Annotated in this window: 18 protein-coding genes; 8 read left to right on the top strand and 10 right to left on the bottom strand. The window is 55.1% G+C overall.

All coding sequences use genetic code 11. The features are described 5' to 3' along the window. Positions 1 to 36 precede the first annotated feature (36 nt). From secM to mutT, 3 genes are read left to right on the top strand one after another with little or no spacing between them, the layout of a single operon-like run. Positions 37 to 540 carry a secA translation cis-regulator SecM gene (gene secM / locus O1722_RS19395; RefSeq protein ID WP_032103219.1) on the top strand — a complete coding sequence of 168 codons (504 nt, stop codon included), beginning with the start codon at positions 37 to 39 and terminating at the stop codon, positions 538 to 540. Positions 541 to 598: 58 nt separating this feature from the next. Further along, positions 599 to 3,304, top strand: a complete 2,706-nt coding sequence (secA, locus tag O1722_RS19390) for a preprotein translocase subunit SecA (protein WP_015572673.1) — start codon at positions 599 to 601, stop codon at positions 3,302 to 3,304. 57 nt (positions 3,305 to 3,361) lie between these two features. Beyond that, positions 3,362 to 3,754: an 8-oxo-dGTP diphosphatase MutT gene (gene mutT, locus O1722_RS19385; RefSeq protein ID WP_026080649.1), complete on the top strand. Its 393-nt coding sequence runs from the start codon at positions 3,362 to 3,364 to the stop codon at positions 3,752 to 3,754. Between the two features lie 34 nt (positions 3,755 to 3,788). On the opposite strand, the gene yacG is transcribed toward mutT, so the two are convergent. From yacG to coaE, 3 genes are read right to left on the bottom strand one after another with little or no spacing between them, the layout of a single operon-like run. Then, entirely contained in the window at positions 3,789 to 3,983 is a 195-nt protein-coding gene (yacG, locus tag O1722_RS19380) for a DNA gyrase inhibitor YacG (RefSeq protein ID WP_003856332.1), read from the bottom strand. Positions 3,984 to 3,992: 9 nt separating this feature from the next. Beyond that, positions 3,993 to 4,736, bottom strand: a complete 744-nt coding sequence (zapD, locus tag O1722_RS19375; RefSeq protein WP_015572676.1) for a cell division protein ZapD — start codon at positions 4,734 to 4,736, stop codon at positions 3,993 to 3,995. Next, on the bottom strand, positions 4,736 to 5,356 hold the full coding sequence (gene coaE / locus O1722_RS19370) for a dephospho-CoA kinase (protein WP_032103181.1): 621 nt from the start codon (positions 5,354 to 5,356) through the stop codon (positions 4,736 to 4,738). The genes zapD and coaE overlap by 1 nt, the downstream gene beginning before the upstream one ends. A 228-nt stretch (positions 5,357 to 5,584) precedes the next feature. Between coaE and O1722_RS19365 the strand changes: the two genes are divergently transcribed. Then, positions 5,585 to 6,628, top strand: coding sequence for a GMP reductase (locus O1722_RS19365; RefSeq protein ID WP_017383777.1), 1,044 nt, complete (start codon positions 5,585 to 5,587; stop codon positions 6,626 to 6,628). Between the two features lie 33 nt (positions 6,629 to 6,661). Here the strand turns inward: O1722_RS19365 and hofC are convergent, their stop codons facing one another. The 4 genes from hofC to nadC all read right to left on the bottom strand — a co-directional run bounded on the left by hofC (position 6,662) and on the right by nadC (position 10,733). Then, a complete protein-coding gene (gene hofC, locus O1722_RS19360; protein ID WP_033486448.1) occupies positions 6,662 to 7,846 on the bottom strand; it encodes a protein transport protein HofC in 1,185 nt (394 codons plus the stop codon). After that, positions 7,836 to 9,215 (bottom strand): type II secretion system protein GspE, encoded by a 1,380-nt coding sequence (gene gspE, locus O1722_RS19355; protein ID WP_032671436.1) that lies wholly within the window; start codon positions 9,213 to 9,215, stop codon positions 7,836 to 7,838. The genes hofC and gspE overlap by 11 nt, the downstream gene beginning before the upstream one ends. 12 nt (positions 9,216 to 9,227) lie before the next feature. Further along, complete coding sequence (gene ppdD, locus O1722_RS19350; RefSeq protein ID WP_479954375.1) at positions 9,228 to 9,665, bottom strand: prepilin peptidase-dependent pilin; 438 nt, start codon at positions 9,663 to 9,665, stop codon at positions 9,228 to 9,230. 174 nt (positions 9,666 to 9,839) lie between these two features. Beyond that, complete coding sequence (nadC, locus tag O1722_RS19345; protein WP_015572681.1) at positions 9,840 to 10,733, bottom strand: carboxylating nicotinate-nucleotide diphosphorylase; 894 nt, start codon at positions 10,731 to 10,733, stop codon at positions 9,840 to 9,842. 140 nt (positions 10,734 to 10,873) lie between these two features. Here nadC and O1722_RS19340 point away from each other — a divergent pair, with 140 nt between their 5' ends. The 3 genes from O1722_RS19340 to ampE all read left to right on the top strand — a co-directional run bounded on the left by O1722_RS19340 (position 10,874) and on the right by ampE (position 13,562). After that, positions 10,874 to 11,878 carry an IS110-like element IS4321 family transposase gene (locus O1722_RS19340; protein WP_000427623.1) on the top strand — a complete coding sequence of 335 codons (1,005 nt, stop codon included), beginning with the start codon at positions 10,874 to 10,876 and terminating at the stop codon, positions 11,876 to 11,878. Positions 11,879 to 12,147: 269 nt separating this feature from the next. After that, positions 12,148 to 12,711 (top strand): 1,6-anhydro-N-acetylmuramyl-L-alanine amidase AmpD, encoded by a 564-nt coding sequence (gene ampD / locus O1722_RS19335; RefSeq protein WP_017694507.1) that lies wholly within the window; start codon positions 12,148 to 12,150, stop codon positions 12,709 to 12,711. Beyond that, positions 12,708 to 13,562: a beta-lactamase regulator AmpE gene (ampE, locus tag O1722_RS19330; protein ID WP_003856320.1), complete on the top strand. Its 855-nt coding sequence runs from the start codon at positions 12,708 to 12,710 to the stop codon at positions 13,560 to 13,562. Before ampD ends, ampE begins: the two co-directional genes overlap by 4 nt. Positions 13,563 to 13,580: 18 nt before the next feature. On the opposite strand, the gene O1722_RS19325 is transcribed toward ampE, so the two are convergent. The 3 genes from O1722_RS19325 to aroP all read right to left on the bottom strand — a co-directional run bounded on the left by O1722_RS19325 (position 13,581) and on the right by aroP (position 17,474). Then, complete coding sequence (locus tag O1722_RS19325) at positions 13,581 to 14,531, bottom strand: glycoside hydrolase family 43 protein (protein ID WP_033486449.1); 951 nt, start codon at positions 14,529 to 14,531, stop codon at positions 13,581 to 13,583. Between the two features lie 10 nt (positions 14,532 to 14,541). Further along, a complete protein-coding gene (locus O1722_RS19320) occupies positions 14,542 to 15,939 on the bottom strand; it encodes a glycoside-pentoside-hexuronide (GPH):cation symporter (protein ID WP_017383771.1) in 1,398 nt (465 codons plus the stop codon). 164 nt (positions 15,940 to 16,103) lie between these two features. Continuing rightward, positions 16,104 to 17,474 (bottom strand): aromatic amino acid transporter AroP, encoded by a 1,371-nt coding sequence (gene aroP / locus O1722_RS19315; RefSeq protein ID WP_015572685.1) that lies wholly within the window; start codon positions 17,472 to 17,474, stop codon positions 16,104 to 16,106. A gap of 537 nt (positions 17,475 to 18,011) precedes the next feature. Here aroP and pdhR point away from each other — a divergent pair. Continuing rightward, positions 18,012 to 18,776 carry a pyruvate dehydrogenase complex transcriptional repressor PdhR gene (gene pdhR / locus O1722_RS19310; protein WP_015572686.1) on the top strand — a complete coding sequence of 255 codons (765 nt, stop codon included), beginning with the start codon at positions 18,012 to 18,014 and terminating at the stop codon, positions 18,774 to 18,776. Positions 18,777 to 18,823: the final 47 nt, after the last annotated feature.

The following is an 18,823-nucleotide window of genomic DNA, read 5'->3' as shown; positions in this document are numbered from 1 at the left end:
CTCAGCCTGCACTGGCGGGCGAACGTGGTGGAGCAAGTGAGCGGAATACTGACGCGCTGGCGACAATTTGGCAGACGTTACTTCTGGCCGCATCTCTTATTGGGGATGGTCGCGGCGAGTTTCGGCTTGCCTGTGCTCAGCAACAGCGCAGACGCGGCCACGCCAGCACGTTCCACGACGACCAAACACGATCTCACCACACGGGTTAACTTCACTAATCTCGCATGGCTTGAAGCCAGCCGCCGTCCCAATTTCTCCGTTGATTACTGGCAGCAGCACGCGATTCGCACGGTTATCCGCCATCTGTCGTTCGCGATGGCGCCGCAGACGATGCCTGTTGCGGAAGAAACGCTGCCGGTTCAGGCTCAGCATCTTGCCCTGCTCGATACGCTTAATGCGCTTCTGACGCAGGACAACCAGCCGCCAGTGACCGTAAATCAGACGGCGCAAACGGATTTTGTTTCCCCTGCATCCTTCTCTGTTTCGACATGGATTAGCCAGGTTCACGGCATCCGTGCCGGGCCTCAACGCCTCAGCTAAATTAACCTTTTTCAATACCTTAATTTATCTGCCCGACTGGGGCGTTTGAGAATTTATTATGCTAATCAAATTGTTAACCAAAGTTTTTGGTAGTCGTAACGATCGTACCCTTCGCCGCATGCGCAAAGCTGTGAACGTCATCAACGGTATGGAACCGGCGATGGAGAAGCTCACTGATGATGAGCTGAAAGCGAAAACCGCGGAGTTCCGTGCGCGTCTGGAGAAAGGTGAAACCTTAGAAAGCCTGATCCCGGAAGCCTTCGCCGTTGTACGTGAGGCCAGTAAACGCGTGTTCGGCATGCGTCACTTCGACGTGCAGCTGCTGGGCGGGATGGTGCTCAACGAGCGCTGCATCGCGGAAATGCGTACCGGTGAAGGTAAAACCCTGACGGCAACGCTGCCGGCTTACCTGAATGCGCTGACGGGTAAGGGCGTTCACGTTGTTACCGTCAACGACTATCTGGCGCAGCGCGACGCCGAAAACAACCGTCCGCTGTTCGAATTCCTCGGCATGACAGTAGGCATTAACATGTCCGGCCTGCCGGCACCTGCCAAGCGTGAAGCCTACAACGCGGACATCACCTACGGCACCAACAACGAATACGGCTTCGACTACCTGCGTGACAACATGGCGTTCAGCCCGGAAGAGCGCGTCCAGCGTAAACTGCACTATGCGCTGGTGGATGAGGTTGACTCCATTCTGATCGATGAAGCGCGTACCCCGCTGATCATCTCCGGCCCGGCCGAAGACAGCTCCGAGATGTACCGTAAAGTCGACAAAATCATTCCTCACCTGCTGCGTCAGGAGAAAGAAGACTCCGATACCTTCCAGGGTGAAGGTCACTTCTCCGTGGATGAAAAAGCGCGTCAGGTCAACCTGACCGAACGCGGCCTGGTGAAAATCGAAGAGCTGCTGGTGGCTGAAGGCATTATGGAAGAGGGCGAGTCTCTGTACTCCCCGAGCAACATCATGCTGATGCACCACGTAACGGCCGCACTGCGCGCGCACGCCCTGTTCACCCGCGACGTTGACTACATCGTTAAAGACGGCGAAGTCATCATCGTCGATGAACACACCGGCCGTACCATGCAGGGACGTCGCTGGTCCGATGGCCTGCACCAGGCCGTGGAAGCGAAAGAAGGCGTGGATATTCAAAACGAAAACCAGACGCTGGCATCCATCACCTTCCAGAACTACTTCCGTCTGTACGAGAAGCTGGCGGGGATGACCGGTACCGCAGATACCGAAGCGTTTGAGTTCAGCTCCATCTATAAGCTGGATACCGTGGTAGTACCTACCAACCGTCCGATGATCCGTAAGGATATGCCGGACCTGGTATACATGACTGAAGCGGAAAAAATTCAGGCGATCATTGAAGATATTCGCGAACGTACCGCGAAGGGCCAGCCGGTACTGGTGGGGACCATCTCCATCGAGAAATCCGAAGTGGTATCTAACGAGCTGACTAAAGCGGGCATCAAACACAACGTTCTGAACGCCAAGTTCCACGCTAAAGAAGCAGATATCGTTGCGCAGGCCGGTTACCCGGCTGCCGTAACCATCGCCACCAACATGGCGGGTCGTGGTACCGATATTATGCTCGGCGGTAGCTGGCAGGCCGAAGTGGCGGAGCTGGAAAACCCAACCCCAGAGCAAATCGCGCAGATCAAAGCCGACTGGCAGGTGCGTCACGACGCGGTGCTGGCATCCGGTGGTCTGCACATCATTGGTACCGAGCGTCATGAATCTCGTCGTATCGATAACCAGCTGCGCGGTCGTGCAGGTCGTCAGGGTGATGCCGGTTCTTCCCGCTTCTATCTGTCTATGGAAGATGCGCTGATGCGTATTTTCGCCTCTGACCGTGTGTCCGGCATGATGCGTAAACTGGGAATGAAACCTGGCGAAGCGATCGAGCACCCGTGGGTTACCAAAGCGATTGCCAACGCCCAGCGTAAAGTAGAAAGCCGCAACTTCGATATTCGTAAGCAGCTGCTGGAATATGATGACGTTGCCAACGACCAGCGTCGTGCGATCTACACCCAGCGTAACGAACTGCTGGACGTGTCCGACGTGAGCGAAACCATCAACAGCATTCGCGAAGATGTGTTCAAAGCCACTATCGACGCGCACATTCCGCCGCAGTCTCTGGAAGAGATGTGGGATATCGAAGGTTTGCAGGAACGTCTGAAAAACGACTTCGATCTCGAACTGCCAATCAAAGAGTGGCTGGACAAAGAGCCTGAGCTGCACGAAGAGACCCTTCGCGAGCGTATCTACGAAACCGCGCTGGACGTCTACAAGCGTAAGGAAGAAGTGGTTGGCGCAGAGATGATGCGTCACTTCGAGAAAGGCGTAATGTTGCAGACCCTGGACTCCCTGTGGAAAGAGCACCTGGCGGCAATGGACTACCTGCGTCAGGGTATCCATCTGCGTGGTTATGCGCAGAAAGATCCGAAGCAGGAGTACAAGCGTGAATCCTTCTCCATGTTTGCTGCCATGCTGGAGTCGCTGAAGTATGAAGTCATCAGCACCCTGAGCAAAGTTCAGGTGCGTATGCCGGAAGAAGTGGAAGCGATGGAGCAGCAGCGTCGTGAAGAAGCTGAGCGTCTGGCACAGATGCAGCAGTTGAGCCATCAGACCGATGAGAGCGAAGCCGCAGCGGCAATCGCAGCGCAGACGGGCGATCGTAAAGTCGGTCGTAACGATCCGTGCCCATGCGGTTCCGGCAAAAAATACAAGGCGTGCCACGGCCGTCTGAGTTAAGAACATAACAAACTGAAAAGGCGCAGATATCTGCGCCTTTTTTATGGAAGTGACATGATGAAAACACTGCAAATTGCTGTCGGGATCATTCGCAACCCGCAAAATCAGATCTTCATTACCCAACGTGCCGCCGATGCGCACATGGCCAACAAATGGGAATTCCCCGGCGGAAAAATCGAATCAGGTGAAACGCCGGAGCAGGCGCTGGTGCGTGAGCTTCAGGAAGAGGTGGGGATCACCCCGCTTGGCGCAACGCTGTTCGATAAGCTGGAGTACCAGTTTCCGGATCGTCACATCACGCTGTGGTTCTGGCTGGTTGAAAACTGGGAAGGTGAGCCGTGGGGAAAAGAGGGGCAGCCGGGTAACTGGATTGAGCTTCAGGCCAGCGATGCGGAAAAATTTCCGCCTGCCAATGAGCCTGTGATCCTCCGGCTGGCCGCACAACCGTAGGCCTGCTAAGCGAAGCGCCAGCAGGCTTTGAACGTTACTGCTGGTTTTCGCTCCAGTCATCGCTATCCGAGAGATCGCCTTCGCTCGGAATGCGTTTCTCTTCCGCCGCCCATTCGCCCAGGTCTATAAGCTGACAGCGCTTGCAGCAGAATGGGCGAAATGGACTCACTTCTCCCCAGACGACAGTTTTCCCACAGGTTGGGCAGTTTACGGTGGTTACGTCAGACATTGGCACTCCTTAACAACAGGCCAGTTCAAAATCGAGGCGTTCCGGCACGGTGCCATGTTCACTGTCCAGCGGCATAAAGCGGATCGCGAAACGGCTTTTATGCCCGGAAATTTGCGGGTAAAGCTGCTCGCCAAGAGACAGGTTCAGGCGCAGAAGATCGGCGTCGTCGCCGTTATCCTGATAGAAACCGTTGAGACTGGTTTGTTTGCGGAACGGGGCAGAGTTACGCACAAGATCGAGGATCAGGGATAACGTCTGATTCATCGGCTCCAGGCTGCCCAGCCAGCTGTTCACCTGGCGATCGCGCTGTTCCTGCGGCATGTGCAGCCACATATGCAGCGTTGGCAGGTCAAAGCTACAGCATCCGCCCGGTATGCTCAGGCGCTGGCGCACCAGCGCAATCAGACGATCCTCTCGTAAAAACTGGCCAACGCGCGGCGCGGCCATCAAGGTCGTGCTGCTGTTTTTTAGCTGCTGGCGTAAAGCGTCAATTCGACTTTGATCCACGCCCGGTACTTCGGCCCAGGCCTGTAATTTACGCTGCTGGCGCTCCAGCTCTTTCAACAGCTCAGTGCGGACGTCGCCGCGTTCAATCACATCCAGCAGATCGCCCACGTTGCGGAAAAAATGCAGCGCGGTGGCGTGATCGTTGACAGGCAGATGTTGTGAAAGCTGTTGAATAAGAAATTCTATGCGTAGCCAGGTACGCATTTTTTCGTTAAGCGGATGCTCAAAAAGGATATGAGTCGACATTATGGTTTTTCCTGTGCAACGGCCTGCGCGGCGAAGGTCAGATACTGCGCGTGCAGACGAGCAACATCCGATGCAATGGCATCTGGTGCGCCGTTATTATCAATAACATCATCCGCAATGGCGAGGCGCGCTTCGCGCGTGGCCTGTGCGGCAAGAATTTGTTCAGCATGCTCGCGTGAAACATGGTCACGCGCCATGGTTCTCTGGATTTGCGTTTCGCGGGAAACGTCAATCACCAGCGTTCTGTCTGCTTTATTTTGAAGCTGATTTTCCACCAGTAACGGGACCACCCATAACACATAGGGCGAACTGGCTGCGGCAATCTGACGCTGAGTTTCCTGGTGGATAATGGGGTGGAGCAGGGCATTAAGCCAGGCTTTTTCCGCTGGATCGGAAAATATGCACTCACGCAGCTGCCGACGATTCAGGGTGCCGTCAGCCTGTATCACGGGGCGACCAAAATGCGCTTCGATGGCGTTTAAGGCGGGTGTATTGGGTTCTACCACCTGACGGGCAATGATATCGGCGTCGATAATCGTGATGCCGAGACGAGCAAACGCGTGCGCAACGGTGCTTTTACCACTACCGATGCCGCCGGTTAATGCGACGATATACCCCATTAAATCAGATCCTGGGAATTATTCAGTTTTAAAATCAGTTGCTTAAAATTCAAACTTACAACAGCCAATGTTTAGCTCTCTTTACCCGCTTTTTACCAGGTAAATTTATAGGATTGTAGCGTAAAAAAAGAGAATTTCGCAGTCTTGCGGAGCAGGTATTAGTGCGTATGATAGCGTCACTGGAGTTGTGCTTTTAATATATTTGCCTCTAACCCCAGGAATCCGCACATGCGTATCGAAGAAGATCTGAAGTTAGGTTTCAAAGACGTTCTTATCCGCCCTAAACGCTCTACACTGAAAAGTCGCTCAGACGTTGAACTCGAACGTCAATTCACCTTTAAGCATTCCGGTCAGACGTGGTCTGGCGTGCCGATTATCGCGGCCAACATGGATACCGTCGGGACCTTCGAGATGGCGACCGCACTGGCGCAATTCGACATCCTTACTGCGGTACACAAACACTACAGCGCTGAAGAGTGGGATGCGTTTGTCGCCTCCGCCTCGGCTGACGTGGTGAAGCATGTGATGGTCTCGACCGGTACCTCTGATGCAGATTTCGAGAAAACCAAACAGATCCTGAACGCCAATCCGGCGCTGAATTTTGTCTGCATTGACGTGGCAAATGGTTATTCCGAGCATTTCGTTCAGTTCGTCAGCAAGGCACGTGAGGCCTGGCCAACCAAAACCATCATCGCGGGCAACGTGGTGACCGGTGAAATGTGTGAAGAGCTGATCCTCTCCGGGGCCGACATTGTAAAAGTTGGCATTGGCCCGGGGTCCGTTTGCACCACGCGCGTGAAAACCGGTGTGGGTTATCCGCAGCTGTCTGCGGTAATTGAATGCGCTGACGCTGCGCACGGTCTGGGCGGCCAGATCATCAGCGACGGTGGCTGCACCATGCCAGGCGATGTCGCGAAAGCCTTCGGCGGCGGCGCGGATTTCGTGATGCTCGGCGGCATGCTGGCAGGCCACGAAGAGAGCGGCGGTACCGTGGTGGAAGAGAACGGCGAGAAATTCATGCTGTTCTACGGAATGAGCTCTGAATCCGCGATGACCCGTCACGTGGGCGGTGTCGCGAAATACCGTGCGGCGGAAGGCAAAACCGTTAAGCTGCCACTGCGTGGTCCGGTCGAAAACACGGCGCGCGATATCCTCGGCGGTCTGCGTTCTGCCTGCACCTACGTTGGTGCTTCCCGCCTGAAAGAGCTGACGAAACGCACGACGTTTATCCGCGTTCAGGAGCAGGAAAACCGCGTATTTAATAGCCTCTGACGGCTACGGCTGGCGCGCGTCCGTGCGCCAGCGTTACCCCGCGCTCATTGCATCCCCCAGATGGAAAATCGGCAAATACATTGCCACCACCAGCGTGCCGATAATCAGACCCGTCACGACCAGTAGCAAAGGCTCAAGAAGCGCTGCCAGATTGTCTGCCTGCTGAAATGTCTGTTCCGTATGGTGGCGGGCCAGATTCATCAGCATCACATCCAGTGAACCCGACACTTCTCCGGTGCGAATGAGCTGAATACACAGTGGCGTAAAAACAGAGGCCTTCTGGAAGGAGGACCACACGGGCATCCCCTGTTCGATATCGCTGCGTATCTCACGGAGTTTCTCCTGCCAGTAGCCCCTCTCAACGGTCTCCTCCACACTCTCCAGTCCTTGTAAAAAGGCAATTCCGGCCTGCTGGGTTAATGACAGCACGGTAAAAATCTGCCCCAGTTTTTGCCCGCGCGTCAGCGTGCCCATCACCGGTACGTGTAACAAGACATACTGCCAGCGTGGATGCCGCCGCAGCTTACAGGCGATGACAACCATTGCCACGAGCAGGGTCAAAAGGGTGAGGATATGCGCCTGAACCAAGGCCGCCAGCCCCATGACTGCCTGCGTGAGCAAAGGGAGCGGGGTGTTGAACGTTTTGTAGATTGCAGCAAACTCAGGCAAAACCAGCGTGACCATCGCCAGCACCACGAAAACGGCCAGCGTCAGGATGATCAGCGGATAGCGCAGCGCTTTCTTTACCTTCGCACTGAGCTGCTGCTGGGATTTTTGTTGCTGCGCAAGCTGACGGCAGCAGGCTTCGAGCTTACCCGTCAGCTCACCCGTCTTCACCATTGAGACATAAAGAGGGCTAAACACCTCTGGCCATTTCTTCATGGCCTCTGACAGGGCGCAACCTTCGCTCAGGTCATCAGCAAGACTGTGCAGCAGCGCCTGCCAGTGCTGCAAAGGATGCTGTTCCGCAAGCATGTGCAGGCTTTGGGATAGCGTGAGTCCAGCCTGTAGCAGCGTGGCGAGCTGGCGAAAAATATCGTAGCAGTGCTGCACCTGCCATCGGTGGCGCTGCTGACAGCGTTTTAGCGCCAGCGGGTGCAGTTGTTTAAGCACCAGAGCCGTGTAAGCTGCGCCACGGTCGATGGCCCAGAGGGTGCCGGTTTGCACCTCCCCCTCGGTGTTCAGGGCACGCCAGCGCCAGAGCGAATTAGCAGCCATCGGGCATTCCCAGGACGCGCAACAGCTCTTCGAGCGTGGTCAGCCCTTGTTCTACGGCCATGCAGCCATGCTCAAACAAAGAGGTCATTCCCGCCTGACGAGCGCTGGACCCAATCACCTCCGTGCTTGCTCCGCTGGCGATGGCCTGCCGCAGCGTGTCGTCGATGACGAGCACTTCAAAAATGGCTACGCGACCATAAAAACCGTGGTAGCAGCGATCGCAGCCGGTGGGTTGCCAGCGAGGAAGCGGCCGGGGCCACAGCGTGCGGGGTAATTCGGTGTGGCGGCTGGCTTCCTGTCGGCAGTACGGACATAAACGGCGCACCAGTCGCTGGGCAATCACCATCGAGAGCGCCGAAGAGATCATCCAGCGCGCGACGCCCATCTGTTGCAGCCGTACCAGCGTTTCAGTCGTCGAATTAGTATGGAGGGTGGACAGCACCAGATGCCCGGTTTGCGCCGCCTTAATGGCAATTTCTGCCGTTTCGCCGTCACGAATTTCACCCACCATAATGATGTCAGGATCCTGCCTGAGCAGGGCACGCAGCACGCTCTGGAAGGTCAGCCCCGCGCGCGGATTAATCTGCGTCTGGTTTAAGCCTGCAAGCGGGATTTCAACGGGATCTTCCACGCTGCAAATATTGACGTCAGGGGTATTTCGCACCTGTAACGCGCTGTACAGCGTCACTGTTTTCCCGCTACCGGTCGGGCCGGTGACCAGAATCAACCCCTGAGGGCTGTTAAGCGCCCCGGCAAAACGGGCCTGCTGGTCTGCGCTCATCCCCAGCTGTTCAAGCTCCAGTGCCTGCTGTACCTGGTGAAGCAGACGAAGCACGATTTTTTCTCCACCGCTACAGGGAAGGGTTGCGATACGAAAAGAGACGGGGACGCTTGCCAGCTCCACCGTAAACTGGCCGTCCTGCGGCAGCCGGCGCTCCGCAATATCCAGTTGACCCAGCACCTTCAGGCGTGCGGCAAGCGTCGTCCCGAGGGTGGCAGAGATCGGCAGTTGCGGGTAGAGAACACCGTCGATTCGCAAACGGATTTGGTAGCCGTGCTCCGTCGGTTCAATATGGATGTCAGAAGCCCGCTGGTTTACTGCCTGCTGCAAGGTTGTACTGAGCACGTCAGCGGCTGAGTTTGGCGCTATGCCCGGCAGGTGTGATGATGAGAGGGACTGAAGCCGTTTTTCCATCCGTTCGGCCGTCCAGCACTCAATATCAATACGCTTCTGCGTGGCGAAGCGTAACGCTTCCATCAGCTCAGAGGCAGGATTACCCACTACCGCAATGCTGATCATGTCGGTGTCGCTTGCGAGTAGCAGTGCGTGATGGCGCTGACAGAGCGTCATAAGCTGTTCAGTATTCATTGTCCACTCCTGTCAGTTGTTATCGAAGCGGAAAACATCTTCACAGGCTTGTCTGAGCGCCGTGTCGGACGCAATTTTGCAGTCACGCGTCCAGCCCGTCATTCCGTTACCGTCGCTCCAGATCGGTGTCATGAGCACTTCAAGTCCGTTAAGGCTTTCCTGCCCTGTTAACGATACGACCCCCTTCGCCACGCTCATCGCTGAAACGTAACGTGTGGTTGTCGGGGAGGGGATGGCATTGGTGCCTGCGTCGCAGCGATCCACACCACCACGATCCAGGGCGCAAAGCTCAATGGCGGTGCGGTAGGGGATGAACGTTTGCAGCATATCGGTGAGCGCCGCTTTTCGCAGGTAGTTCTGATAGGCCGGAACGCCAATGGCGCTCAGGATGGCAATAATGCCAATGACCACCATTAGCTCAATCAGGGTAAATCCTTGTTGTCTGTTCATGTCTGCTCCTTACGTTAAGTGGCGCTACTGTGGCAGTGCCAGCATGCAGAAACGAGGGACAAAAGCGTGAACGTGAAGGGGCTTTCAGGGAAATGATTCAGTGTTGCAGAGAAGGACAGCGTAATTGCGAGCGGTTTCGTATTTCCCCTCTCCGGGCGGAGAGGGGAGGCTAATTTATTTGAAGCGCATCGAGAGGTCGAGGGCGCGGACGTGCTTGGTCAGGGCGCCAACGGAGATGTAATCGACGCCGGTTTCAGCAAATTCGCGGATGGTGTCGAACGTCACGTTGCCGGACACCTCAAGCTGCGCCTGGCCGTTTGTGCGTTTGACCGCTTCACGCATCTGCTCCGTGTCGAAGTTATCGAGCATGATGATGTCAGCCCCCGCTTTAATGGCCTCGTCCAGCTCCTCCAGCGTTTCCACTTCCACTTCGACCGGCACATCCGGATGTAGCCAGAAGGCTTTTTCCACGGCCTGACGCACCGAGCCAGAGGCAATAATGTGGTTCTCTTTGATCAGGAAGGCATCGGATAGCCCCAGACGATGGTTGGCGCCGCCACCGCAGAGTACCGCGTATTTCAGCGCGGTCCGCAGGCCCGGCAGGGTTTTACGGGTATCCAGCAGCTGCGTGCGGGTGCCTGCCAGCAGGTCAACGTAGCGGCGTACTTCACTGGCAACGCCAGAGAGCGTTTGCACAAAATTGAGCGCGGTGCGTTCACCGGTCAGCAAGACGCGGGACGGGCCGTCCAGCTCGAACAGTGGCTGATTCGCCGTGACCGCATCACCGTCTTCAACGTGCCATGTTACCTGCACCTCGTCGCCTGCCAGCTGGGTAAAGACCTCCTCAACCCAGCGTTTGCCGCAGAAAACCCCCGCTTCGCGGGTGATGATCACCGCATGCGAGCGTGTCTCTTTTGGCAACAATTGGGCGGTAATATCGTTATCGGCGCTGACGTCGCCGCCGAGATCTTCTTTCAGGGCATGGGCAACGCTTGCCGGGATATCACTATTAATACGTTCCAGAAGCGCGTCACGTCGGTGGTCGGGGTTATAGCGGCGAGGCGGCATGATAAAACTCCAAATTGGTAACGAATCATAATATTGAAACATGCTACTCTGAACCGAGTAACAGCACCATAGATAATGAGATGGTCACTCCCTCCTTCCCGGTACTATGCTGAGGACAGGCTTTCATTCGGAGAACTATCATGGAAAACATTGCGCTCATTGGTATCGATCTGGGTAAAAACTCTTTCCATATTCATTGCCAGGATCGTCGCGGGAAGGCTGTTTACCGTAAAAAATTTACCCGGCCAAAGTTGATCGAATTTTTGGCGACATGCCCCGCTACAACCATCGCAATGGAAGCCTGTGGCGGTTCTCACTTTATGGCACGCAAGTTGGAAGAGTTGGGGCATTCCCCAAAGCTGATATCACCACAATTTGTCCGCCCGTTCGTTAAAAGCAATAAAAACGACTTTGTCGACGCCGAAGCTATTTGTGAAGCTGCATCGCGTCCGTCTATGCGTTTTGTGCAGCCCAGAACGGAATCTCAGCAGGCAATGCGGGCTCTGCATCGTGTCCGTGAATCCCTGGTTCAGGATAAGGTAAAAACAACCAATCAAATGCATGCTTTTCTGCTGGAATTTGGCATTAGCGTTCCCCGAGGAGCTGCCGTTATTAGCCGACTGAGTACCATTCTTGAGGATAATAGTTTGCCTCTTTACCTCAGCCAGTTATTGCTGAAATTACAACAGCATTATCACTATCTTGTTGAGCAGATTAAAGATTTGGAATCCCAGTTGAAACGAAAGTTGGACGAAGATGAGGTTGGACAGCGCTTGCTGAGCATTCCCTGCGTCGGAACACTGACAGCGAGTACTATTTCAACTGAGATTGGCGACGGGAAGCAGTACGCCAGCAGCCGTGACTTTGCGGCGGCAACAGGGCTTGTACCTCGGCAGTACAGCACGGGAGGTAGGACGACATTGCTGGGAATTAGTAAGCGAGGTAATAAAAAGATCCGAACTTTGTTGGTTCAATGTGCCAGGGTATTCATACAAAAACTGGAACACCAGTCTGGCAAATTGGCCGATTGGGTCAGGGATTTACTGTGCCGGAAAAGCAACTTTGTCGTCACTTGTGCTCTGGCAAACAAGCTGGCCAGAATAGCCTGGGCCCTAACGGCACGACAGCAAACTTATGTAGCATAACGGCAGAAATACACCGGTTTAAAGAATTACTGATCTGGTTTTGCGAATACTGATATTGATGATACTAACGGCCCACCGGCCTGTTGAGGAACCTGTAAAACGGAAAGGCTCATTGAAGCCGTATATTTTCTGGAGGTTCATCAGGCGCGGAACTCATCAAGGCGCGGGAATAAAATCCCATTCAGACGCCGGATAGATTCAAGCAAGCCAACTTGTCGTCAAAATCGGTGTTGCAAAAACGGGAGTGACCATAGATAAGGAGTTCCAGCATGTTGTTAGAAAACGGATGGCTGGTGGACGCGCGGCATGTACCGTCGCCGCACCACGACTGCCGCCCGGAGGATGAAAAGCCCACACTGCTGGTGGTTCACAATATTAGTCTCCCGCCGGGTGAGTTTGGCGGTCCGTGGATCGATGCGTTATTCACTGGAACGATAGATCCCGATGCCCACCCCTTCTTTGCTGAGATTGCGCATCTGCGCGTATCGGCGCACTGTCTGATCCGTCGTGATGGCGAAGTGGTTCAGTATGTTCCTTTTGATAAGCGAGCCTGGCATGCTGGCGTGTCGATGTATCAGGGGCGCGAGCGGTGCAATGATTTCTCTATTGGAATTGAACTGGAAGGAACGGACACCACGCCTTACACCGATGCGCAATATGAGAAACTGGTTGCTGTAACGCAAACGTTAATCGGGCGCTATCCCGCCATTGCAGACAATATTACAGGGCACAGCGACATCGCCCCGGAAAGAAAAACCGACCCCGGCCCGGCGTTTGACTGGTCCCGGTTTCACGCCATGCTTACCACGTCGTCAGATAAGGAGATAACATGACGTTGTTTACCATGCTGCTGGTTATGATCGCTGAACGCCTGTTTAAGCTCGGCGAGCACTGGCATCTGGATCATCGGCTGGAGGTGTTATTCCGCCGCATCAGGCATTTTTCCATGCTGCGCACGCTGCTGATGGCGGCAGGCGTGATGGCGATTACGTTCCTGTTGCTGCGCTCGCTTTACGGCCTCTTTTTCAACGTGCCGCTGCTGGTGGTGTGGATCCTGCTCGGCGTGCTGTGTATTGGCGCGGGCAAGGTGCGTTTGCACTATCACGCGTATCTGAAAGCCGCTTCCCGGGATGATGCCCACGCGCGCGGCGCGATGGCGAGCGAGTTGACGATGATCCACGGCGTACCGCCGGATTGCGATGAACGCGAGTTTCTGCGGGAGCTGCAAAACGCGCTGCTGTGGATTAACTTCCGTTACTACCTGGCGCCGCTGTTCTGGTTCGTGGTGGGCGGACCCTGGGGGCCGGTTCTGCTGATGGGTTATGCGTTCCTGCGCGCCTGGCAGACCTGGCTTGCCCGCTATCTTACGCCGCATGAACGTCTACAGTCCGGCATTGATGCCATCCTGCACGTGCTCGACTGGCTTCCGGTGCGTCTGGTAGGCGTGGTCTATGCCCTCATCGGTCACGGTGAAAAGGCGCTGCCCGCGTGGTTTGTCTCCCTTGCAGACCGCCATACCTCGCAGTATCAGGTTTTAACCCGACTGGCACAGTTCTCGCTGGCGCGTGAGCCGCACACGGATAAAGTCGCAACGCCAAAAGCTGCCGTCTCGATGGCGAAGAAAACATCCTTTGTGGTGGTGGTGATTGTGGCGCTGCTAACGATTTACGGCACGCTGGTCTGACCCAGCGCGCCGAAGCCGTTACGGCGTATCCGCGGGCGGGATGCCGAAGTCAGGCATCCCGTTTTCGTTCCAGCGGACGAGTTTCAGGCGAGTATGGCGATTGGGATCGTAAAGCGGATCGCCTTCAATTTCAGTGTAGTTTCGCGCGTGGTAGACCAGCACATCTTCGCCTTCCGGCGTCTGCGTAAAGCTGTTATGGCCTGGCCCATACTGACGGTTTTCGTAGCTGGTGACGAACACCGGGCGCGGGGATTTATGCCAGTTAGCCGGGTTTTGCGGATCGGCATTCAGGTCTGCCCACAGTAATCCCATGCAGTAGTTCTCGTCGGTGGCGCTGGCGGAATAGCTGATAAACAGCTTATCGCCATGGAACAGCACCGCCGGGCCTTCGTTGACCCAGAACCCACGGCACTCCCAGTCATATTCCGGTTTACTGAGCATCACCGGCTCGCCTTTCAGCGTCCACGGATTTTCCATTTCACACAGGTAAAGATTGGAGTTACCGGAAATGTCCGGGGCTTTTTGCGCCCACAGATACCAGCGTTTACCCTGATGAACAAAGGTGGTGGCATCCAGCGCGAAGGTGTCAAACGGGGTTTTGATTTGCCCTTTTTCCACCCACGTACCGGTGAGCGGATCGCGATCTGCGCATTCAATAGCAAACATGCGATGCTGGAACATCCCGAGCTGATCGAGCGCCTGGGTATGCGTGGCGGCAAAATAGATGTACCACCTGCCGTCGATATGATGCAGTTCCGGTGCCCAGATCAGCTGGCTCATCGGGCCGGTGTCGGGCTTGCGCCAGACAATCACCTCTTCGGCATCGCGTAAACCTTCCAGCGAGTCCGCGCGGCGGATCGCCAGCCGATCGTACTCCGGTACGGAGGCGATAAAGTAATATTGCCCATCGTGACGCAGGATATACGGGTCGGCGCGTTGTTCAATAAACGGGTTTGGCCAGGTTTGCATTCGGCTTTCCTTATTTAGTCTCAGCGGCTTTGAGTTCCTGATAATCGTTCAGCTCGCGATAGTTGGTGCGACGCTTTTCCAGATCGGACTGGATCTGCTTCATGGTCTCACGGTCCACTTTCAGCAGACGTACTACGCCCGCGGTAATTAAGTATCCAATGCCGGGAATGACGGTAAACAGCAGCACGATCCCGTTGATGGCGTCCGCGCTCTGCGCTTTTGCGCCCGCGTCGTAGCCGTACCAGGAGAGCAGGAAGCCGACCATTGCCCCGGCAATCGCCAGACCCAGCTTCAGGAAGAAGATGTTGCCGGAGAAGCTGATCCCGGTGATGCGTTTCCCGGTTTTCCATTCACCGTAGTCGTCCACGTCGGCCATCAGCGACCAGTGCAGCGGTGACGGGATCTGGTGCAGGATGTTCAGCAGGACGTAGAGCACGACAATAGTTGTCGTCGCTTTCGGGTCGAAGAAGTAAAAGGCGCAGGAGAAAATCGCCAGCACGATGTTGGTCCAGAAGAAGACCTTCAGCTTACACCAGCGGTCGGTCAGCACTTTCGCCAGCATACTGCCGAACATCATGCCGACCACGCCCAGGCTGATAAACAGCGTGGCGAAATGGGTGCTTTGCCCCATGACCCAGGTGACGTAATACATGGTGGCCGCCATACGGATAAAGCCGGGGCAGACGTTGCACAGCGTTAACAGCAGGATCCGCACCCACTGGTCATTCTTCCACACGTCTTTCAGGTCGTTTTTCAGTTCGTCATGAGTTTGCACCGCCGGACGCACGCGCTCCCGCACCGTGGCGAAGCAGAACAGGAACATGCAGGTACCAATCAGCGCCAGCACGGTCATCGCCATCTGGTAGCCTTTGGCTTTGTTATCCCCACCGAACCAGTCGGCCATCGGCAGGAGCGTCAGCGACAGCAGCAGCGTGGCGATACCAACCATAACAAAACGGTAGGACTGGCAGGCAACGCGCTCTTTCGGGTCGTTGGTGATCACGCCGCCCAGCGAGCAGTAGGGAATGTTGATAGCCGTGTAGGTCAGCGACAGCAGGAAATAGGTGACAAACGCATAGATAACTTTGCTGTTATAGCTCCAGTCAGGCGTGGTAAACATCAGGATGCTGAACAGCGCGTAGGGGAAGGCAATCCACAGCAGCCATGGACGAAACCGGCCATATTTGCTGCGGGTACGGTCGGCAATCGCGCCCATAATTGGGTCCGTGACGGCATCAATGACGCGTACGGACAGGAGTAAAACGCCAACCAGTGCAGGAGCCAGACCAAAAATATCCGTATAAAAGTAGTTAACAAATAACATGATGGCGCCAAAGATGATGTTGCATCCGGCGTCACCCATGCCATAGCCGATCTTTTCTTTTACTGACAGTTTGTTGTTATTCATCGACAGCTCTCCGGGTTTCGGTATGGAGAGAATTATTCGCTGGCAAACGAATATATGCGTTGCAATATAAAGGCGGTGATATGGAGGATTTTGCTGTGGGCGCGAATTTGTGAGGAAGGTAACAAGACGCTGTACCCGCAACCGCGAGTACAGCGAGAAAACACTTAGTGCGCTTTCACCGTTTTGGCATTTTTCTGTTTCACCATATAACCCACGCCGAGGATCGCAATCCAGACCGGGATCAGGTAGACGGAAATCGCCATGCCTGGGGTGATGAGCATAATGACCAGCACAGCTGCCATGAACAGCAGGCAAACCCAGTTCCCCAGCGGATAGAGCAGGGCAGGGAAGCGCGTGGTTACGCCCTGCTGGTGCTTGGCGCGGCGGAACTTGATGTGCGCGAGGCTAATCATCGCCCAGTTAATCACCAGCGCGGAAACCACCAGCGCCATCAGCAGACCGAAGGCAGATTCCGGTGCCAGGTAGTTAATCAGAACGCACAGCGCCGTCACGACCGCCGACACGATGATGGTATTAACCGGTACGCCACGCTTATCAACGGTAAGCAGCGCTTTCGGTGCGTTGCCCTGTTGCGCCAGGCCGAACAGCATACGGCTGTTGCAGTAAACGCAGCTGTTATAAACGGAGAGCGCGGCGGTCAGCACCACGACGTTGAGCGCGTTCGCCACGAAGGTGTCGCCCAGCTCGTGGAAGATGAGCACAAACGGGCTGGTATCCGCCGTCACGCGCGTCCATGGCAGCAGGGAGAGCAGGACCGCCAGGGAGCCCACATAGAAGATCAGAATACGGTAGATAACCTGGTTAGTGGCTTTCGGAATGCTCTGCTCCGGGTTGTCGGCTTCCGCGGCGGTGATGCCCACCAGCTCCAGACCGCCGAAGGAGAACATGATAATTGCCATCATCATCACCAGACCGGTCATGCCGTGCGGCAGGAACCCGCCTTGCTCCCAAAGGTTGCGCACGGTGGCCTGCGGGCCGCCGTTGCCGCTGAACAGCAGCCAGCCGCCGAAGATGATCATCGCTACAACGGCAATCACTTTGATGATGGCAAACCAGAACTCCATCTCACCAAACACTTTTACGTTGGTCAGGTTAATGGCATTGATAATGACGAAGAAGGCCGCCGCAGACGCCCAGGTGGGGATCTCCGGGTACCAGAACTGAATGTATTTCCCAACGGCGGTCAGCTCGGCCATGGCAACCAGAACGTACAGAACCCAGTAGTTCCACCCCGAGGCGAAACCTGCGAAGCTGCCCCAGTATTTATAGGCGAAGTGGCTGAATGAGCCTGCGACCGGCTCCTCAACAACCATTTCACCTAACTGGCGCATAATCAGAAATGCAATAAAACCCGCAATCGCGTACCCCAGAATAATGCCCGGACCGGCCGACTGGATAACCGATGCACTGCCCAGAAACAGGCCAGTACCAATAGCACCGCCCAGGGCGATGAGCTGAATATGGCGGTTTTTAAGGCCGCGCTTTAGCTGATCGCCATGCTGTTGAGCTTCCATTTGAAACCTCGTGTGTGGTTGTTATGTTCACGCTGTGCGTGTGTAATTATGAAAGTCCATATTCTGTATTTATTTCTTTACGGTTAACGATACCGAAAAAAGCGGAGATGGCTTCCGTTAGCGCAAGAATAGTGGTAAGCGCCAGCGAATGCACCTGCTTTATGAAGGGATGATGACGACTTGAATAAAAAGAAACCAATTGTAAATCGGTACGTTAACCCCTCATACCCCAACCTATAGAATAGAAATGCGTCAGAAGAGGGCGAATTTTCATTTTTTGCCTTGTTGAATCGCTTCAGATTGCAAAAACCCTCGTTTCATTATGGTTAAAACTGCCTCTTTGGTAGTAACCATTTCATTTGTGCAAAGTTACATTCCTGAAACGTTAGTTCTGTAAGGTTGTTAAAATGTGCCGGGTTTACTGATTTCAATCAAAACCAATATGGACAGAAGGTGAATACTTTGTTACTTTAGCGATACGAACATGAAATTGGTAAGACCAATTGACTCCGGGCAAAAAGGCGTAAGACAGGGAATATGGCCTACAGCAAAATTCGCCAACCAAAACTTTCCGATGTGATTGAGCAGCAGCTGGAGTTTTTGATTCTCGAAGGGACACTGCGCCCGGGCGAGAAGCTCCCGCCAGAACGCGAGCTGGCAAAACAGTTCGACGTTTCACGCCCCTCTCTGCGTGAGGCGATTCAACGTCTCGAAGCAAAGGGCCTGTTGCTCCGTCGCCAGGGTGGCGGAACCTTTGTGCAAAACAGCCTGTGGCAGAGCTTCAGCGACCCGCTGGTAGAACTTCTCTCTGACCACCCAGAATCCCAGTTTGATCTGCTTGAGACCCGTCACGCGCTGGAAGGTATCGCGGCCTATTACGCCGCCCTTCGCAGCACTGATGAAGACCGCGTACGTATTCGCGAGCTGCATCAGGCCATTGAACGGGCACAGCAGTCCGGCGATTTAGACGCCGAGTCCAATGCCGTCGTCCAGTATCAAATTGCCGTCACCGAAGCGGCGCACAACGTGGTGCTCCTCCATCTGCTACGCTGCATGGAGCCGATGCTGGCCCAGAACGTTCGTCAGAATTTTGAATTGTTGTATGCCCGTCGGGAGATGCTCCCGCTGGTAAGCAACCATCGCACCCGAGTATTCGAGGCGATAATGGCCGGGGAACCGGAGCAGGCGCGCGAAGCGTCGCACCGCCATCTGGCTTTCATTGAGGAAATCTTGCTGGACCGCAGCCGTGAACAATCGCGTCGCGAACGTTCATTACGCCGCATACAGCAACGAAAGGATTAAGCGCCAGGTACTTTTAGAGCGCGGCAACTAAACGCAGAACCTGTCTT

The organism is Enterobacter cloacae complex sp. HYC003_NIDB, from assembly GCF_056673375.1.
The sequence above is the reverse complement of the archived record's forward strand: the minus strand, read 5'-3'. Positions and strand labels throughout refer to the sequence as shown.

Excerpts from the sequence above, each read along its gene's own strand:
- mutT (WP_026080649.1), top strand. The coding sequence starts at position 3,362 with ATGAAAACACTGCAAATTGCTGTCGGGATCATTCGCAACCCGCAAAAT.
- O1722_RS19340 (WP_000427623.1), top strand. The coding sequence starts at position 10,874 with ATGGAAAACATTGCGCTCATTGGTATCGATCTGGGTAAAAACTCTTTC.
- O1722_RS19365 (WP_017383777.1), top strand. The coding sequence starts at position 5,585 with ATGCGTATCGAAGAAGATCTGAAGTTAGGTTTCAAAGACGTTCTTATC.
- nadC (WP_015572681.1), bottom strand. The coding sequence starts at position 10,733 with ATGCCGCCTCGCCGCTATAACCCCGACCACCGACGTGACGCGCTTCTG.
- pdhR (WP_015572686.1), top strand. The coding sequence starts at position 18,012 with ATGGCCTACAGCAAAATTCGCCAACCAAAACTTTCCGATGTGATTGAG.
- zapD (WP_015572676.1), bottom strand. The coding sequence starts at position 4,736 with ATGTCGACTCATATCCTTTTTGAGCATCCGCTTAACGAAAAAATGCGT.
- aroP (WP_015572685.1), bottom strand. The coding sequence starts at position 17,474 with ATGGAAGCTCAACAGCATGGCGATCAGCTAAAGCGCGGCCTTAAAAAC.
- secA (WP_015572673.1), top strand. The coding sequence starts at position 599 with ATGCTAATCAAATTGTTAACCAAAGTTTTTGGTAGTCGTAACGATCGT.
- hofC (WP_033486448.1), bottom strand. The coding sequence starts at position 7,846 with ATGGCTGCTAATTCGCTCTGGCGCTGGCGTGCCCTGAACACCGAGGGG.
- coaE (WP_032103181.1), bottom strand. The coding sequence starts at position 5,356 with ATGGGGTATATCGTCGCATTAACCGGCGGCATCGGTAGTGGTAAAAGC.
- ampE (WP_003856320.1), top strand. The coding sequence starts at position 12,708 with ATGACGTTGTTTACCATGCTGCTGGTTATGATCGCTGAACGCCTGTTT.
- ppdD (WP_479954375.1), bottom strand. The coding sequence starts at position 9,665 with ATGAACAGACAACAAGGATTTACCCTGATTGAGCTAATGGTGGTCATT.
- O1722_RS19325 (WP_033486449.1), bottom strand. The coding sequence starts at position 14,531 with ATGCAAACCTGGCCAAACCCGTTTATTGAACAACGCGCCGACCCGTAT.
- O1722_RS19320 (WP_017383771.1), bottom strand. The coding sequence starts at position 15,939 with ATGAATAACAACAAACTGTCAGTAAAAGAAAAGATCGGCTATGGCATG.
- gspE (WP_032671436.1), bottom strand. The coding sequence starts at position 9,215 with ATGAATACTGAACAGCTTATGACGCTCTGTCAGCGCCATCACGCACTG.
- yacG (WP_003856332.1), bottom strand. The coding sequence starts at position 3,983 with ATGTCTGACGTAACCACCGTAAACTGCCCAACCTGTGGGAAAACTGTC.
- ampD (WP_017694507.1), top strand. The coding sequence starts at position 12,148 with ATGTTGTTAGAAAACGGATGGCTGGTGGACGCGCGGCATGTACCGTCG.